The 16,975-nt window shown below is 36.8% G+C and carries 13 protein-coding genes; 1 reads left to right on the forward strand and 12 read right to left on the reverse strand.

What is annotated here, in order from left to right:
• Positions 1 to 4: 4 nt before the first annotated feature.
• The gene (gene guaB / locus M4I44_RS11305; RefSeq protein WP_017495404.1) at positions 5 to 1,477 is read left to right on the forward strand and encodes an IMP dehydrogenase; all 1,473 of its coding nucleotides are present in this window, start codon (positions 5 to 7) and stop codon (positions 1,475 to 1,477) included.
• A gap of 72 nt (positions 1,478 to 1,549) precedes the next feature.
• Here the strand turns inward: guaB and M4I44_RS11310 are convergent, their stop codons facing one another.
• The 12 genes from M4I44_RS11310 to M4I44_RS11365 all read right to left on the reverse strand — a co-directional run bounded on the left by M4I44_RS11310 (position 1,550) and on the right by M4I44_RS11365 (position 16,947).
• Entirely contained in the window at positions 1,550 to 2,749 is a 1,200-nt protein-coding gene (locus tag M4I44_RS11310) for a hypothetical protein (protein ID WP_249967358.1), read from the reverse strand.
• 116 nt (positions 2,750 to 2,865) lie between these two features.
• Positions 2,866 to 4,008: an NAD(P)/FAD-dependent oxidoreductase gene (locus M4I44_RS11315; protein ID WP_249967359.1), complete on the reverse strand. Its 1,143-nt coding sequence runs from the start codon at positions 4,006 to 4,008 to the stop codon at positions 2,866 to 2,868.
• Between the two features lie 202 nt (positions 4,009 to 4,210).
• Positions 4,211 to 5,086 carry a L,D-transpeptidase gene (locus M4I44_RS11320; protein WP_249967360.1) on the reverse strand — a complete coding sequence of 292 codons (876 nt, stop codon included), beginning with the start codon at positions 5,084 to 5,086 and terminating at the stop codon, positions 4,211 to 4,213.
• An 85-nt stretch (positions 5,087 to 5,171) separates the two neighbouring features.
• Positions 5,172 to 6,665, reverse strand: coding sequence for a S41 family peptidase (locus M4I44_RS11325; RefSeq protein WP_249967361.1), 1,494 nt, complete (start codon positions 6,663 to 6,665; stop codon positions 5,172 to 5,174).
• Between the two features lie 40 nt (positions 6,666 to 6,705).
• A complete protein-coding gene (locus M4I44_RS11330; RefSeq protein WP_249967362.1) occupies positions 6,706 to 7,287 on the reverse strand; it encodes an NUDIX domain-containing protein in 582 nt (193 codons plus the stop codon).
• Between the two features lie 58 nt (positions 7,288 to 7,345).
• Entirely contained in the window at positions 7,346 to 8,617 is a 1,272-nt protein-coding gene (locus tag M4I44_RS11335) for an adenylosuccinate synthase (protein ID WP_249967363.1), read from the reverse strand.
• A 95-nt stretch (positions 8,618 to 8,712) separates the two neighbouring features.
• Positions 8,713 to 9,171 carry a Fur family transcriptional regulator gene (locus tag M4I44_RS11340; RefSeq protein WP_017495397.1) on the reverse strand — a complete coding sequence of 153 codons (459 nt, stop codon included), beginning with the start codon at positions 9,169 to 9,171 and terminating at the stop codon, positions 8,713 to 8,715.
• 209 nt (positions 9,172 to 9,380) lie between these two features.
• Complete coding sequence (locus M4I44_RS11345; protein ID WP_017495396.1) at positions 9,381 to 11,603, reverse strand: bifunctional (p)ppGpp synthetase/guanosine-3',5'-bis(diphosphate) 3'-pyrophosphohydrolase; 2,223 nt, start codon at positions 11,601 to 11,603, stop codon at positions 9,381 to 9,383.
• Positions 11,604 to 11,765: 162 nt separating this feature from the next.
• The gene (locus tag M4I44_RS11350; RefSeq protein ID WP_249967364.1) at positions 11,766 to 13,304 is read right to left on the reverse strand and encodes a serine hydrolase; all 1,539 of its coding nucleotides are present in this window, start codon (positions 13,302 to 13,304) and stop codon (positions 11,766 to 11,768) included.
• A 16-nt stretch (positions 13,305 to 13,320) separates the two neighbouring features.
• On the reverse strand, positions 13,321 to 14,112 hold the full coding sequence (locus tag M4I44_RS11355; RefSeq protein WP_089077771.1) for an RNA methyltransferase: 792 nt from the start codon (positions 14,110 to 14,112) through the stop codon (positions 13,321 to 13,323).
• Positions 14,113 to 14,383: 271 nt separating this feature from the next.
• Positions 14,384 to 15,469 carry a phosphoglyceromutase gene (locus tag M4I44_RS11360; RefSeq protein WP_249967365.1) on the reverse strand — a complete coding sequence of 362 codons (1,086 nt, stop codon included), beginning with the start codon at positions 15,467 to 15,469 and terminating at the stop codon, positions 14,384 to 14,386.
• 146 nt (positions 15,470 to 15,615) lie between these two features.
• The gene (locus M4I44_RS11365; RefSeq protein WP_249967366.1) at positions 15,616 to 16,947 is read right to left on the reverse strand and encodes a DUF58 domain-containing protein; all 1,332 of its coding nucleotides are present in this window, start codon (positions 16,945 to 16,947) and stop codon (positions 15,616 to 15,618) included.
• Positions 16,948 to 16,975: the final 28 nt, after the last annotated feature.

Raw genomic sequence — 16,975 nt, forward strand, 5'->3', positions numbered from 1 at the left:
CACCATGATAGCACACAACTCCAAGATTATCGGCGAAGGTTTAACTTACGACGATGTATTATTAGTACCTAACTACTCGAATGTGCTTCCCCGCGAAGTGAGTATTAAATCAAAGTTTTCACGAAATATAACGCTAAATGTTCCGATAGTATCAGCTGCTATGGATACCGTTACTGAAAGTTCTATGGCGATTGCTATGGCTCAGGAAGGCGGAATTGGTGTTTTACATAAAAACATGACGATCGAGCAACAAGCTGCGAAAGTTAGAAGAGTAAAACGTGCAGAGTCCGGAATGATTATCGATCCGGTAACTTTACCAACAAATTCAACTGTTGCAGATGCTAAAAATGCAATGAAAGAATTCGGAATTGGTGGTATTCCAATCGTTGACGAGAATAAAATACTAAAAGGAATTGTTACCAATCGTGATTTACGTTTTGAAAAAAACGGAGCAAGACCAATCGCCGAGGTAATGACAAGCACAAACTTAGTGACCGTTGCTGAAGGAACTTCATTAGAGCAGGCCGAAGTAGTTTTACAAGGACATAAAATCGAAAAATTACCGGTGGTAAATGCTAATAATGAATTAGTAGGTTTAATCACTTTTAGAGATATCACAAAACTGACTCAAAAACCAATTGCAAACAAAGATGTTTACGGACGTTTGAGAGTTGCAGCGGCAATTGGAGTAACCGGAGATGCTGTTCAAAGAGCGGAAGCTTTAGTGGCAGCGGGTGTTGATGCAATTATCATCGATACTGCTCACGGACATACCGAAGGTGTAGTCAATGTATTAAAAGAAGTAAAATCAAAATTCCCTCAAATAGATGTAGTAGTTGGAAACATCGCTACTCCGGAAGCGGCTAAATATTTAGTAGAAAGCGGTGCTGACGGTGTAAAAGTGGGTATCGGACCTGGTTCTATCTGTACAACGCGTATCGTTGCCGGTGTTGGTTTTCCTCAATTCTCAGCAGTTCTTGAAGTAGCTGCGGCTATCAAAGGAAGCGGTGTTCCGGTAATTGCCGATGGAGGAATTCGTTACACAGGAGATATTCCTAAAGCGATTGCCGCAGGAGCTGATTGTGTGATGTTAGGTTCATTACTGGCAGGGACAAAAGAATCTCCGGGAGAAACGATCATCTTCGAAGGAAGAAAATTCAAATCGTATCGTGGAATGGGTTCTGTTGAAGCGATGCAAGGCGGATCTAAAGACCGTTACTTTCAGGATGTTGAAGACGACGTTAAAAAATTAGTTCCGGAAGGAATTGTAGGCCGTGTTCCTTATAAAGGAGAATTAAACGAAAGTATGCTTCAGTTCATTGGTGGTCTTCGCGCCGGAATGGGATACTGTGGCTCAAAAGATATTCCAACTTTACAAGAGTCAGGACGTTTCGTTAGAATTACTTCAAGCGGAATTACTGAAAGTCACCCACACAACGTAACCATTACAAAAGAAGCTCCAAATTATTCTAGATAATTTTTAGTTTTTCTATAAAAACAAAAGGCATAAGATTCTGTTTCTTATGCCTTTTTTGATTTTAAGACAAGGCTACTTTTTTACTGTGATTAAATACTCATTGGTTACTTTGTAGTCCTTGTTTTTGATTACAATTTTATATTTCCCCGGATGTAATATTAAATTTTCCTTTTCATTATTTTCTAAAACCTCAATAACATCAGCGGGGATTCCCTCATTTTCAAATTCGGTAACTCGATAAGCTAAAACTAATGCTGGAAATTCTTTTATTTTTGAATTTGAAATAGTGTAATTTTTTCGATTTCCTGACAAATCCAGCCAGTTTGGCCTTTGGTTGTTATACTTAGTAATGGGATGAATGATGGAACAGTCTATCTTCTTGGTATTGTTTATAGGGCCGTTAAAGGTATTGCCATCAGTATCGATCAGTATTGCCGGGTATTCTAAATGGGTCATTTGAATATAGGGCTGATTTAATTTCAGATCTCCTCTTTCTGAGTATCTAACCTGATCAATAGTAAATGGATTTATGTCTGTAATTTCGGTTAGTCTTCCGGCCATTGCTTTTTCCCAGGATTTAATTGATGGTGTTCCTTCGATAATATGATCGTATCCACAATGAATTAAAAATTTTCCGTCCGGGTTGTTGTTGATCCACTTGGCAATGTTTTGAGCTTGTTTTGTTTCCCGGTCTTTTCCGGTGAGATTTGGGGTGTCGAAATCTTCATAATCAAACACAATAAAGCCTATTTTTAGAGCTTCATGAATCAAATTGCCAAATTGAGGTTCTTTGGTGTAGTACCCGCTCTCTAAAACAGGAAATTTTCTTTTATTGATTAAAGTGTCAGAGAGTGCTTCAAGACCCAGAAATCGAAAACCATTGTCGTAAAGTCCCTGTAATATTGAAGTGGTGAATACCCGGTGCATGGCATTGTTGTGGGCTTCATTTATCAGAATGACTTTTTCCTTTTTTGACCGATTAACGATATATTCTTTCGCATTTTTAGGGTGAAATTGGGTTAGGTATAAACTGTCTTCTTTGGTTAGTATGGGTACAGTAGCGCCGTTTTTATCCCACGTTTCCAGTGCTTTTTTATAGTAACCGCTAATAGAATAGTCAGTTGCTCCGGTTTGGTATTTCCATTTTACACTGTCTTTTTCAATCTTTGAATCGATATCTTTAGAGAATTGATAGATTTCTTTTTTTGTTTGAGAATGTACTGTTGTTAGAACAGAAAAAGATAAAAGTGTTGAAAGAAAAAGTAATTTCATTGATTTACAGAAAAGGATTTTGGAATACTAAAAATAGAGAAATATAATTTTTTACCATCAAAAAAGGCATAAGATTTACTGTCTTATGCCTTTTCTAGTTTTAATAACTCGATTTTTTAGCCAATCCTGCTATTTAAAATGTCTTCCGTTGTGTTGTCAGAGTGCAGTAAGATTTCCATTTTGGTAGTTTCACGCTGTGCTTCTAAAGCATAGCCAAACATCTTTTGTTCATAGTCATCAATGGCATCCTGAAGGGTGATGAATTTTCCGTTGGTTAAGTTTTCGGTTAAATGATAAGCATCAAATAATCCCATATTGACACCTTCACCAGCAAAGGGAGGCATTAAATGAGCTGCATCGCCAACAAGTGTAATGTTGGAGTGTTCTTTCCAGGAATCTTCTAATGAGAACAAACGTAAAGGCAATCCGGAAAAATCAGTTGCTGCGTTAAAGAATTTTTTATAATCGTCGCTCCAGTTTTTAAAGGTTTCATTCAAAAAAGCTCTTACTGAAGTGAGGTCCTCAAAGTCAATTCCGTTGTTTAAGACCCAATTTTCATTTGCTTTGAAAGAAACTCCAAAATGTACCGAACCGTCACGTAATGTGTGAGTGTAAAACATTTTGTGTTCTCCCATAGCCATTACATTTCCATCACCGTATTTAGGTTTGAATTCCGGATAATCACGATCCGGATCGGCAATTTCTCCCTGAATAATATACGTTCCCGAAAGTTGAGGCTCCAGATCGGTTACAAATTTTCGGGCATTCGATCTCCCGCCATTGGCAACTATCACAAAATCAGCGGTCGCGGTGGTACCATTCTTGAATTCTAAATGATATTGCGCTCCGGTTTTCTCCATATGGGTTAAATGACTGTCCCAAACTACTGTATTTTCGTTTAGATTCTCCAGCATGATTTTTCGTAAATCGTTGCGGTCGATTTCAGGTCGTGCATAGGCGTTTTCTTCAGTAGGCATTTCAGTCGAAGTAATATTACCGTGCATGTCGGCCATTTTTTCGCCGGTTGGACGTGCATATTTATAGAATTCGGCCATTAAATCCGCTTTTTCAATTGTTTTCTGACCAGAATCTAAATGAATATCAAGTGTTCCGCCTGAAGTTCTGGCCTGAGCGTTCAAATCTCTTTCGTATACCGTTACGTCGGCACCATTAATTTGTAAAATTCTTGCTGTTGTTAAGCCAACAGGTCCGCCACCAATAATGACGATCTTTTTGTTTTTTATAAGGGAATGGTTCATGTCTTGTTTTTAATTAGGCAGCAAATATATAAATAATAAATGAACGTTTATTCATTTAAATGTTAAATAGTTTCAAAGACGCAAAGGTTCAAAAGGTGCAAAGGCTCAGTGGGGGCGTAAATTTCATAAAAAAAAATCAGTCAGAACCTTTTAAGAAGTGGTTTTGACTGATTTTAATGATGTTGCTTTTTATAAAATAGAATCAGGGCGTAGGAGTTTGTCCGGTTTCTCTAAGTTTTTGGTTTTCCAGTATTTCTTTTAAAAAAGGACGGATTTGCGTTTCTATCTCTGATTCGGAGAGATCAAGTGCTTTCGGATTTTTTACTAATGCATACCAGGGTTTTGGTGTATCAAAAGGGTAGCTTCCAAAAACAATCACTGGAGTTCCTTTTATTTCTACATTTTCTCTGTCTTTTAAGATCCATTCATCGGCCCATTTGTAAAGATCTTTGGCGTCGTTTTCCTGTAATCTCAAACAGGAATGTGATGCCGGATATCCGGGTAAATCGTACTGGTGAAATCCAACACCCAGTTTATTTTCGATATTAAAATTCCATTTTAAGTCCCATTCGTCATTGAAGGTACTGGTTGTTTTTTCGGCCTTCCAGTTGGTAAAGAATAATCCGGTTGGAGTAGGATCTTTTTTTCTTCCCATATTAGTTGGGCCTGTATAGATTAGTTCTCCATTTTCATAAGCGGCAAATGTCTGAGAAGGATAAGAAAAAAGAATTACTTTTGAAACCTCTTCTAAGGCGGCAACGTGCAAAGGAAACGGAAGATAATAGACCAGATCACCTGTAAAATCAGCCGGAATAATAACCGAGTCCATTTTGACAAAATTCTTTTGATCTGTTCGGTTTAGAGTGTAGGCAATATGAAGCTTGCTGCTATCGGATGCATTGGTTTTAAGCCATTCTTTGGTGTTTTCAAAATGATAGGAGACCGACTTTGGTTTTTTATGCTCGATCGTTTTTTTGACTTTGCTCTTAGATTCAGTAGTTTCGTTCTTTTTACAAGAAGTTGCTAAGGTTAGAATAACCAACAATAAAATACTTGAAGTGTAAGGTAACTTTCTCATAATTGCATTTTTAGAGTAGTAAAGTTATTTTATTAATCCTCTAATTGATTATACAATTCTTAAAATAGTTTATTTGATTTTCATTTTACATCTGATCAATTAATTTAAAAGTATATTCCAACGGTGTATCCTTATTTTGTATAAAATCGTCAATTGTTTGTTTGACTTCATGATCGGGAATTACGCCCCTGCCAAAAAGCTGATTGGGTTTCTTAGGGGCATCCTGTTCTAAGTTGACAATCGAAAATTGCGTTTTTATTTTTGTATTTGGGAGTTCATATTCCACAGGTGTATGTCCGTTATGGCCATAGTAACCGCCCATTGTCTCTTCTCCAATAATTATGGCATTGGTATGGCCTGCAACTAAAGAAGTAAAGAGTGATCCCGCAGATGCGATTCTGGGACTAATTAATAAATAAATCTGCCCTTGAAAATTATTTTTGTCAGGCTGTAATAAACGATTGAATTTGGGATCTTGCAGATATATTTTGCCTTTCAATTCAGGGTATTCTTCTTTGAGTTCGGCTTCAAATTCACTTAGTTCCTCCAGTTGTTTTTTGGGTTCTGTTTCTTCGTAAACGAAATACTGGGGGTAGGGAACTTTTTGAAAATTAATAAATGCCGATGTGTTTTCCCGATACGGTTTTTGTGTCAGATAAGAAAAAGCGACAAGATCGTTGGGGTCACTTCCGCCACCATTACTACGAACATCTACAATTAAATTTTTGATTTCAGGATGCAGTGTGAGAAGCTGAAAGCAGCTGTCCAGATATTTTTTATAGACTAAATGCTCTTTGTCCTCTGCGTTCATGCCAATTGCAAAAGTTGGTATAGAAAGCAGTGCTGTATTTGGTGTACTTATCTTAAAAGTATATTTGGTTTTAATTTTTCCATAATACAGACTGTCTACAGGCAGAGAATGTCGGTTTTTAAAATTATCCTTTCTGGTTTCGTTTGAAACAGCAAGAACTTTTTTGGATTGTTTTTGAGTCTGATCAGGAAGTGAATATTCGACCAAAAAATGCTCTTTTGGGCCATATTCCAGTTCGAAATACCTTCCGAATGAAGCGCTGATTCCGATTGATTTTCCAGAAAGATTATAGCCGTCTGTCGTGTAATATTTATAGAAACGAGAGATTATTTTCTCGATTTTAATGCCGTTGATTTTATGAATTTGAGATCCAATCGGAATTTCGGAATTCTGAAAATTTATAATTATTTTATTACCAAGTAGTTTTACAGGATACGGAAAGAAAACTTTTCCTGATGTATATTTTTTTAGAAATTCATCAGGAAGAGTAGTGTTATTGTGAACACTGCCTTCGAAGTCAGTGATTTTTAAGATTATTTTGTAGAAATCCAGTAACGATTTAGGTTTTTTTAATTCTGAAAATGCCCACGAATAAATACTGTCGATCTGCTTTTTGGTTCGGTATTTATAAACTCCTGAATTGGCTTTTTCTCTAATTTCCTTAAAAGTTGATAAATCCTGTTTTAGTTTTGCGGCAGGCCATTTTTCATTTTGGGAAAAGAGCAGACAAGGAAAAAACAGAAAAAGGAATGTTTTAAAATGGAGCATCTAACAGATTTTAGTTTTATCTAAAATACTCAAAAAAATCTTAAATCAAACCTTTTATTTTGGCATGCTGCAATAATAAAATCGTTTTTGCATCTGTGATTTCACCGGATTCAATCATGGCATAAGCTTCGTCAAAAGTATATTCCAGGACCTCTATGTTTTCTTGTTCAGCGTCTAGTCCGCCGCCATCGTTTACTTTCATGGTCTCGTCATATTCTCCCACAAAAAGGTATAGAATTTCGGTTACAGATCCTGGTGACATGTAGGTTTCGATTACTTTTTCTACTTTCTGCAGACGATACCCGGTTTCTTCTTCGGTTTCGCGAATAATAGCCTGCTCCGGATGATCCTGATCTAAAAGTCCTGCGCAAACTTCAATCATCATTCCGCTTTTATTGCCGTTTAGATAGGTCGGCAGGCGAAATTGACGCGTCAGGATAACGGTTTTCTTAGAGGTGTTGTACAATAAAATGGCAGCTCCATTTCCGCGGTCATACACTTCACGAATATGAGATTCTATTTTACCGTCTTTCATTTCGTAATCAAAAGTTACTTTGTTCAGCAGGTACCAATTGTCTGATAATAATTGGGTTTCGGTAACTTTAATTTTTGGATTTTTCATCTTTAGAAATGTTTGGTATAAAAAAAAAACGCTCTGATAGTCAGAGCGTTTAGAAGTGTTATTTTGTTATTGTTTGCTTTCTGTCTGGTCCAACCGATACAATTTTGATCGGCACTCCAACTTCTACTTCAATAAACTCAATATATTCTTTTAGCTCAACCGGTAATTGATCGTAAGTCGTCATTCCTGTTAAATCAGCTTGCCATCCTTTAAACTCTTTATAAACAGGAGTTACGTTTTCAGGCTCGATGTTGTAAGGGAAGTGAGAGATGTTTTCACCTTTGTAGTTGTATGCAGTACAAACTTTTAAAGTTTCAAATCCGGAAAGTACGTCACCTTTCATCATCATTAACTGAGTAACTCCATTTACCTGAACGGCATATTTTAAAGCTACTAAATCCAACCATCCGCAACGTCTTTGTCTTCCTGTAACGGATCCAAATTCATTACCCACTTTTGCCATTGTTGCACCTACTTCGTCAAAAAGTTCAGTAGGGAACGGGCCACTACCTACACGTGTAACATAAGCTTTGAAAATTCCGTATACTTCTTTGATTTTGTTCGGAGCAATTCCTAAACCGGTACAAGCTCCGGCAGCTGTAGTGTTTGAAGAAGTTACAAACGGATAGGTTCCGAAATCAACATCTAATAAAGAACCCTGAGCTCCTTCACATAAGATTGATTTACCTGCTTTTTGAGCCTGGTACATGTATTCTTCACTATCAATGAAATCTAATTTTTTTAATTCTTCAATAGCTTCAAAGAACTCTTTTTCAAGTTCAGCCAGATTGTATTGAATCGCTACATCATAAAAAGCAATCATAGCCTCATGTTTGTCGGCCAATGCTCTGTAACGCTCTTTAAAGTCTTCCAGTTCAATATCTCCAACACGCAATCCGTTTCTTCCGGTTTTGTCCATGTAAGTTGGTCCAATTCCTTTAAGAGTAGATCCGATTTTGGCTTTTCCTTTAGATGCTTCAGAAGCAGCATCCAATAAACGGTGCGTTGGTAAAATTAAGTGTGCTTTTCTTGAAATGATCAGTTTGCTTTTGATATCAAGGTTAAATTTCTCTAAACCTTCGATTTCTTTTTGAAAAACCACCGGGTCTATTACAACACCATTACCAATGATGTTTACTGATTTTTTATGAAAAATTCCGGAAGGAATGGTTCTAAGTACGTGTTTAATTCCGTCAAATTCTAATGTATGTCCTGCGTTTGGTCCTCCTTGAAAACGTGCAATAATATCATAATTTGAGGTAAGTACATCAACAATTTTTCCTTTACCTTCATCTCCCCATTGTAATCCTAGTAATAAATCTACGGTCATTCTCTTTTTAATTTGCGTTGAGGCAATCCGTATTGCCCCACTGATTAATGTAGTTAATTTTCTTTTTTATATTTTCTGAATAATACCTTTCGGAATTATTGTTTTTGCTTTTTGTTTCCGTAGAAATACAACGAATGATTTGTAATTTCGATATCAAATATTTCTTCGATTGTTTTTTTGATGGTCTGAATTCTTGGATCGCAAAATTCAATTACCTCACCGGAATCCGTCATGATAATATGATCATGCTGTTTATCAAAATATGATTTTTCGTAGTAAGCCTGATTTTGTCCAAATTGATGTTTTCTAACCAAAGCGCAGTCTAACAAAAGCTCAATCGTGTTGTACAATGTAGCTCTACTCACACGATAGTTCTTGTTTTTCATTTTGATGTATAGGTTTTCTATGTCAAAATGTTCTTCGCTATCGTAAATTTCCTGAAGTATAGCATAACGCTCAGGAGTTTTGCGATGCCCTTTTTGCTCAAGATACAGTGTAAAAACATTTTTTACAATTTCTTGATTTCTAGTGTTGTCAGTTGAAATGAGTGTCATATCCGGCAAAGATAATTTTTTATTTTTAATGAATAAAAGTTTCGGGTTTAAAGTTTAGTTATAAAACCCTTATAGATAGGTTAAAAAAGTTATGCGTGGTGAGTTTCAGGTTTCAAGTTTCAAGTTTCAGGTTTCAAGTTTCGGAGTTTAATATCCAGAACTCATAACTTGAAACTTGAAACAACAAACCGTAAACAGTTAAATCATTCCTAAGTTCTGTACTCTCTTGTTACTTTATCAACTCCGTCGATTTTTTTAATGGCATTGATCATTTTCTTCAAAATGGTGTTGTTTTGAACGATGACAGCAATTTGTCCGTGAAAAATTCCGGCATCAGTGCTTAACGAAATGCTCTGGATGTTTACACTCATGTTGTTTGAAATGACTCTGGTCAATTGATTGGTAAGTCCTAAAACGTCCATTCCTGTTATGTTGATGATGGCTTTGAATTCTTCCTGAGAAGAGTCAATCCATTTGGCACTCATGATACGGTAAGCATAATTAGACTGCATGCCAATCGCATTCGGACAGTCTTTTTTGTGAACTTTAATTCCTTCATTGATGGTTACAAATCCAAAAACATCATCTCCCGGAATCGGGTTACAGCATGGGGAGAGTTTATAATCGAGTTTGTCGTGTTCCGTTCCAAAAACCAGCATATCGTAGTTACTGCTGATGATTGGTTTGTGAATGTCTTCTGAAGCGGTGTTGTCTTTGTTTCGCTTAATTTTATTTTTGAAGAAATTGATAAACGTATTGCTTTTTTGCGCCGCATAATCTTTTAATTGTTGATTTTCGATCGCACCAATACCCACTCTGTAAAATAAATCTAAACTGGTTTTAAGTTTGAAAAAGTTAACCAATTCATTGATAACTTGTTCGTTAATGGTGATTTTAAGATGTTTTAATTTTCGGGTAAGGAGTTCTTTTCCTTCTTCGGCGATTTTTTTGGTGTTCTCGTTCAGAACATTTTTAATTTTGGTTTTCGCGCGCGAAGTTGTTACGTATTCCAACCAGTTTACAGTTGGTTTTTGATTGGCAGAGGTTATAACTTCTACCTGGTCGCCACTTTTTAATTCGTGATTCAAAGGCACTAATCGTCCATTGACGCGTGTTCCTCGGGTTTTAATTCCAATTTCAGAGTGTATGCTGAAAGCAAAATCAAGTGATGTGGCTCCTTTTGGCAGTGATTTGATTTCTCCTTTTGGTGTGAAGACAAAGATTTCTTTGGAATACAAATTCATTTTGAAATCTTCAACAAAATCTACGGCATTGGTTTCCTGATTCTCCAGTGCTTCACGAAGTAAATTCAGCCATACGTCCAAACCGCTTTCTTCGGTTGCGCCATTTTTGTATTTGTAATGTGCGGCATATCCTTTTTCGGCAATTTCATCCATACGTTCGCTTCGAACCTGAACTTCAACCCAACGGCCTTTTGGTCCCATAACCGTGATGTGCAGGGCTTCGTAACCGGTTGATTTTGGAGAGGAAATCCAGTCACGCAAACGACTCGGGCTCGGTCTGTAATGATCTGTAACGATGGAATAGATTTTCCAGGCTACGAATTTTTCATCATGCTGATCTGATTTGTACACAATTCTTAAGGCGAATTTATCGTACACTTCGTCAAAACTTACATTTTGAGCACGCATTTTTCGACGAATGGAGTAAATAGATTTTGGACGTCCTTTAATGACATAATCGACACCTTCACTGTCTAAAGATTTCTTTAAAACATCTGAAATGTCTTTGATATAAGCATCCTGTTCTTCTTTTGTCTCTCTGATTTTGCTTACAATGTCGTTGTATACATTTGGTTCTGTATATTTCAGACCTAAATCTTCCAGTTTGGTTTTGATATTGTACAATCCCAAACGGTGGGCAAGAGGGGCATAAATATAAAGTGTTTCTGAGGCGATTTTAGTTTGTTTGTATTCCGCCATCGAATCCATAGTTTGCATATTGTGCAAACGATCGGCCAGTTTGATCAGAATAACACGAACGTCATCGTTCAGTGTCAGGATCATTTTTCGGAAATTTTCGGCCTGCATGGAGGCATTCAGATCTCTCTGAACCAATGATATTTTGGTTAAACCTTCTACTAATTGTGCAACTTTCGGATTGAACAAACGTTCAATATCTTCTACTGTCAGAGGAGTATCTTCAACAACATCATGCAAAAGGGCCGCAGCGATAGAGGTCGCTCCCAAACCAATTTCGGAAGCAACAATTTTCGCAACTGCAATAGGATGAAAGATATACGCTTCTCCGGATTTACGTCTTTGTTCTTTATGCGCATCAACTGCAACATCAAATGCTTTACGGATAAGTTTTTTGTCGGTTGGACTTAAAGTCTGGTAACTGATTCGAAGTAACTCTTTATACTCTTGTGCAATTGCTTTATTTTCTTTTTCAATATCTATTTCTATCATAACGGCATAGTTCAAGTACTAAAAATAAGAATAAGTTTGAATATACGCAAGGGAATGGAGGGTTGATTTTAGAATGAAATTATTTTGTTTCACGTTTCAGGTTTCATGTTTTTGAGAACTGTTTTTATATTTTGTTTTCGACTTGAAACCTGAAACCTGAAATTATTCTTTCGAAAAATCCAAATCTTGAAAATCATAACTAAAGTCAGTTAATTCAGAAATTGGAAGCATTTTTAAGTTAAGGACTTTACCACTTTCGTCGTATTTGAAAAGCAGATGTGCATCGGCATGAAAGAAAGCATTGTTCCATTTCACGACGTAATTTCCGTCTTTATAGAAAAATACCTCGCCGGCCAGTTGCGGAGAGCGTTTGGAAGCAAAATATATTTTTCCTTTTTTCCCGGTAATGGTAATTTCGCCAAACCAGTTGTCTTTGTAAGTTCCGGTAATTTTAGAAAAGTCAGTTTTTAGTTTGTCTTTTTTGTTTTTAGCAACAGTTGCCCAAACTTCATCGGTTACTTTATCGGCCGATGCTTCGCTGTCTTTCATTCGGCTGCTGTACATCGTCACATAGTCATCTGATTTAATACCGAGGTAACTGTCTTTTATCGTATTGGTAATGGCACTAAAAGCTGCTCCCGATTGCTGATTGGTTAAAACAATAATTCCTAATCCTAATTCCGGAATCAAAGTGGTTTGAGTTACATTTCCTTCGAGTCCTCCAGTATGTGAAACCTGTTTGTATCCTTTTACATCACTCAGGAACCAGCCTAAACCATAACCGGAGAAATGAGTGTTATACGGCGGTCTTGTTTTGGTTGGAATGATGGTTTGCAATTGCCACATTTCATTGTGTTCTTTTTCTGAAAACAATGCTTTGTTATCGCTATATTTTCCGTTGTTAAGTTGTAGTAGAACCCATTTGCTCAAATCGTTTACACTGGAATAAATTCCGGCTGCCCCATCAAAAAGTTGGTTTTCATAACGTTTTATGGTTTTGAGTTTTCCGTCAACCGGAACATGAGGTGTGATAACGTTTGTGGTGTCTTTTAAACGTTTCACTGAAGCTACACTATTGCTCATTTCCAAAGGTTTCATGATGCGTTCTTCTACAAATTCAGCCCAGGTTTTACCGCTTACTACATGTACAATTTCGCCTGCAACGATATAGAGCAGGTTGTCATAATCGTATTTGGTTCTAAAATCAGAAACAGGTTTTAAATACCTTAGATTGTGAATAATATCCTGCGCTTTAAAATCGCTTCCATCGGGCCAGATCATCAAATCTCCGGCTCCAAGTCCAAGTCCGCTTCTATGGGTTAACAGGTCACGAATCGTGAATTCACGGGTTACATAATCGTCGTACATTTTAAAATCAGGAAGGTATTTTACCACTCTGTCATCCCATTTTATATTACCTTCGTCCACCAGCATTGCCAGTGCTCCTGAGGTAAAAGCTTTACTGTTGGAAGCAATCCCGAAAAGCGTATTGGCATCTACTTTTTGTTGTGTTGCAATTGATTTTACACCATAACCTTTTGCCAAAACTACTTTTCCGTCTTTTACAATGGCAACGGCAATTCCGGGCACATCAAATGCTTTTAGGGTGCGGTTGACCAGATCATCTACTTCCGGATTGGTTATTTGTGCTGAAATGGTAAAGCTAAATAATAAGGCTAAAAGTGATAATTTGCAGTTCATGACGGTATGTTTTGGTTTAGTTAAATCCGCGTTGTCGTTTGGCTTCGAAAATTAAAATTGCAGCAGCTACCGAGACATTCATGCTGTCGATTTCGCCCTGCATAGGAATGATGATATTCTGAGTAGCAGCATCTCGCCAGTCCTGCGTTAAGCCGGTAGCCTCTGTACCCACGACCAATGCGGTGGGAGTGGTGAAATCCTGTGTGTGATACGAAGTTGAATTTTGAAGCGTTGCACAGTAAAAATCGATCTTTTTTTCTTTTAAAAAGGCTATGATTTCAGCCGTCGTTCCTGTCGCAATCTGATTGGTAAACAAACAGCCAACACTGGAGCGTACAATATTCGGATTGTATAAATCGCTTTTTGGATTGGCAATTAATACAGCATCAAGATTTGCGGCATCAGCAGTACGCAAAAGGGCGCCAATGTTTCCCGGCTTTTCCGGTGCTTCGGCCACTACAATCAATGGATTATCAGATAGTTTTAGATCTGATAAAAGCATTGATTTGGTTTTGGCTATAGCCAGAACGCCTTCAGTAGTATCGCGATAAGCTAGTTTCTGATAAACTTCTTTGTTGATTTCAATGAGTTGAACGGGACTGTTTACCAATTTATGAATCTGATTTTCAGTAACCAATTCAGGTAAAAATAAAACGGTTTCTATTTCGTAGCCTCCTTTTATTGCAAGTGAAATTTCACGTAAGCCTTCAATCAAAAATGTTCCGGTTTGTTTGCGGGCTTTGGCCTTTTCCTGTAGTAAAACAAGTGATTTTATAAACGGATTTTGTACTGAAGTAATTTGTTTCATTTTTTTTAAAGGTACTTAGGTTCTGAGGGGCTAAGGTACTGAGATTTTTTTTAAAAAGGTTTTTTTTGGAGGTACTAAGGTTCTGAGAGGCTAAGTCACTGAGGTTTTTTTGAAAAGTTGCAAAGGTTCAGAGGCTTTTTCTTGGAGTAGCTTAGGTTCTGAGAGGCTAAGCTGCTGAGATTTTAAAATCGTAAAAAGAGTTTGCCACAGATTAAAAGATTTTTATAGATTATAACCTTTTTAATCCTTTAATCTGTGGCAAAAAAAACTTTTATTTTGTAAGTACTTCTGAAATTTCGTTTGCTACCGGATGTGGAGCGGTGAAGGTATATCCCATGATTTTTGCAATGGTTTGCGCTATTTGTTTTTGATACAGTTGAGAATCTGTTTTGATTTCTCCTTTTGAGGCAATTTCTGGCCCCATTGCAGCGAACCAAATTTGTGAGGCACCTTCAACATCGGCACCATGATCTGTCCATTGTGCTTTTGTTTTGTCACCACGGCCGTGATCTACGGTGATTACCAGTGTCGTTTTATTTTTGTATTGGGGATCATTTTGTACAAAATTCCAGATTTCTTTAATCCATTTGTCGACTTGGTTTGCAGCATCAAGGTACGATCTGTAGTGTCCGGCATGTGCCCATTCGTCAGTTTCTCCGTAAGCAATGTAGAGTACTTTTGGCTTTTTGGTTTTAAGTTCGTTTAAAGCCTGATAGTGGGTAAAAACATCTAAACACTCATCCTGATGAAAAGGTTTAAACGAATTGTTGCGCATTTCATTCAATAACTTTTGAGTTTCTGTAGGTTTGTCTCCTCCTACATTATCGAAGGCAGAAATTACCGGAAAACCGCTTCTTTTTTCGTTTAAAATTCGATCAAAAGCATCCCAGGCGCCAAAAGCGGCAACTTTTCCTTTTAGTTTAGATTGCTGGTTTAAAAACTCCAGCACATTTACATTTGGATTGTTTTTATAATGATTGGAGTTGATGGCAACATCAACATTTCCGGTCATAATTTCGCTGTATCCGGGATAACTGAACCAGTACGGGTTAGAAACATCAACTTTACTTCCTAACTCGCGATTGCCATAAATTTGCCCTTTTGAAACAATTTCAGACCATAAGAAAGGCATGATTTTTTTTCGGCTTTCTTTGGAGTCAGTACTTGCATAATTCTTGTAAATATAGGTACTGTCTCCCTGATTGAATTTTTTATCATTGGCAATTGCAGGGTCCATTCCTTTAAACACTTCCTGCCATCTAAAGCCGTCTGTGGTGATGATAATAATGTTCTCCGTTTTTTGTGCATGAGACATAAAGCTTGCAAAAACAAATACAAGTACAAGTAGTTTTTTCATTTTCTTAGAAATTACAAAGGTTCAAAAGAACAAAGGTTCAACGATTTTTTAACTAATCTTAATTTTTATAAAGAACTTGATGTTTTAATAATATTTGCAAAAAAACAATTGTGTTCATTTTACTTCTCACAAATTATTTTTCACTTCTACAAAATCCCTCTGGCTTTTATTTCCAGATATTTATTGATAGCATCCAAAGTCAGATTTTCGGGCTGTGTTAAAACAGAGTGTATGCCATATTTTTTGAGTTCGTTAGCAATTAAACGCTTTTCGAACATGAATTTTTCAGCGATTACTTTGTCGTAGATTTCCTGAATGGTGTCTGTTTTTTTGTTGATGATTGCATTTAGTTCGGTATTACTGAAAAAGACAACCACCAGTAAATGGTTTTTTGCAATTCCTTTTAAATAAGGCAACTGTCGGTTTAAACCGTCCATTGTTTCAAAGTTAGTGTACAAAAGGATCAAACTTCTTTGATTGATGTTTTTTTTGATGTCGACATACAAACGGCTGTAGTCGCTTTCGAAAAAGTCGGTTTTGATATTGTATAAGGTTTCCAAAATTTTTTGCATCTGAGAAGCCCTTTTTTCGGCAAAAACACGATTTTCTACTTTTTTAGAGAATGAAAAAATCCCTGCTTTGTCCTGCTTTTTCAGAATAACGTTCGATAAAACTAAGGCCGAATTGATAGCATAATCCAGCAAACTTAAGCCGTCAAAAGGCATTTGCATGGAGCGGCCTTTATCGATTGCCATGTAAACAGACTGGGATTTTTCATCCTGAAACTGATTGACCATTAAGGCATTTTTCTTGGCTGTAGCTTTCCAGTTTAAAGTTCGAAGATCATCACCCTGAACATATTCTTTAATTTGCTCAAATTCCATCGTATGGCCAATCCTACGGATTTTTTTGATTCCGTATTGGTACAGATTATTCGAAAAAGCCAATAAATCATATTTTCGCAGCTGAATATAAGACGGATAAGTGGGAACCATTTTGTCTTTATCGAAAGAAAATCTTCTGGAAATTAGTCTTAGCGGTGACGAAACATAAACGTTCAGATAACCAAAGTAATATTCTCCTCGTTCTGTAGGTCGTAATTCATAGCCAATTTCTTTTTGCTCAGAGGCTTTAACGGTTTTTACAATTTTGAAATCGCGTACCTGAAACTGAAACGGAATTTCATCGATGATCTTAACTGAAATTTTAAAGGTATAATGGTTTTTAACGGTGATGGTTACGGGATTCAAATCTCCGTTTGAAAGTTTTTCCGGTGTCGTTCTTTCCGCTTCAACGCCTGTTTTACTAAGATAGAGCAGGAGTACGTCAAGCCCTAAGAAACTAAATAAAATTAAAACCACAAACCAAACCGCATGATACAAATTTGGGAAAATAAAAGCACAGACAAACAATCCAATTATGCCCAGAAGCACATAGAAGAAAAAGTTATTAAGGTAAAGGCTTTTTATAAATTTCAATTTTAATAAAATTAGGGTTAAAGGTGTT

It is taken from the genome of Flavobacterium sp. B183 (genome assembly GCF_023539155.1).
Classification (GTDB): Bacteria; Bacteroidota; Bacteroidia; order Flavobacteriales; family Flavobacteriaceae; genus Flavobacterium; species Flavobacterium tructae.

What these genes read in the sequence shown, in the direction of transcription:
- M4I44_RS11330 (WP_249967362.1), bottom strand. Translation starts at nt 7,287, where the DNA reads ATGAAAAATCCAAAAATTAAAGTTACCGAAACCCAATTATTATCAGAC.
- M4I44_RS11315 (WP_249967359.1), bottom strand. Translation starts at nt 4,008, where the DNA reads ATGAACCATTCCCTTATAAAAAACAAAAAGATCGTCATTATTGGTGGC.
- M4I44_RS11325 (WP_249967361.1), bottom strand. Translation starts at nt 6,665, where the DNA reads ATGCTCCATTTTAAAACATTCCTTTTTCTGTTTTTTCCTTGTCTGCTC.
- M4I44_RS11355 (WP_089077771.1), bottom strand. Translation starts at nt 14,112, where the DNA reads ATGAAACAAATTACTTCAGTACAAAATCCGTTTATAAAATCACTTGTT.
- M4I44_RS11350 (WP_249967364.1), bottom strand. Translation starts at nt 13,304, where the DNA reads ATGAACTGCAAATTATCACTTTTAGCCTTATTATTTAGCTTTACCATT.
- M4I44_RS11335 (WP_249967363.1), bottom strand. Translation starts at nt 8,617, where the DNA reads ATGACCGTAGATTTATTACTAGGATTACAATGGGGAGATGAAGGTAAA.
- M4I44_RS11340 (WP_017495397.1), bottom strand. Translation starts at nt 9,171, where the DNA reads ATGACACTCATTTCAACTGACAACACTAGAAATCAAGAAATTGTAAAA.
- guaB (WP_017495404.1), top strand. Translation starts at nt 5, where the DNA reads ATGATAGCACACAACTCCAAGATTATCGGCGAAGGTTTAACTTACGAC.
- M4I44_RS11320 (WP_249967360.1), bottom strand. Translation starts at nt 5,086, where the DNA reads ATGAGAAAGTTACCTTACACTTCAAGTATTTTATTGTTGGTTATTCTA.
- M4I44_RS11310 (WP_249967358.1), bottom strand. Translation starts at nt 2,749, where the DNA reads ATGAAATTACTTTTTCTTTCAACACTTTTATCTTTTTCTGTTCTAACA.
- M4I44_RS11345 (WP_017495396.1), bottom strand. Translation starts at nt 11,603, where the DNA reads ATGATAGAAATAGATATTGAAAAAGAAAATAAAGCAATTGCACAAGAG.
- M4I44_RS11360 (WP_249967365.1), bottom strand. Translation starts at nt 15,469, where the DNA reads ATGAAAAAACTACTTGTACTTGTATTTGTTTTTGCAAGCTTTATGTCT.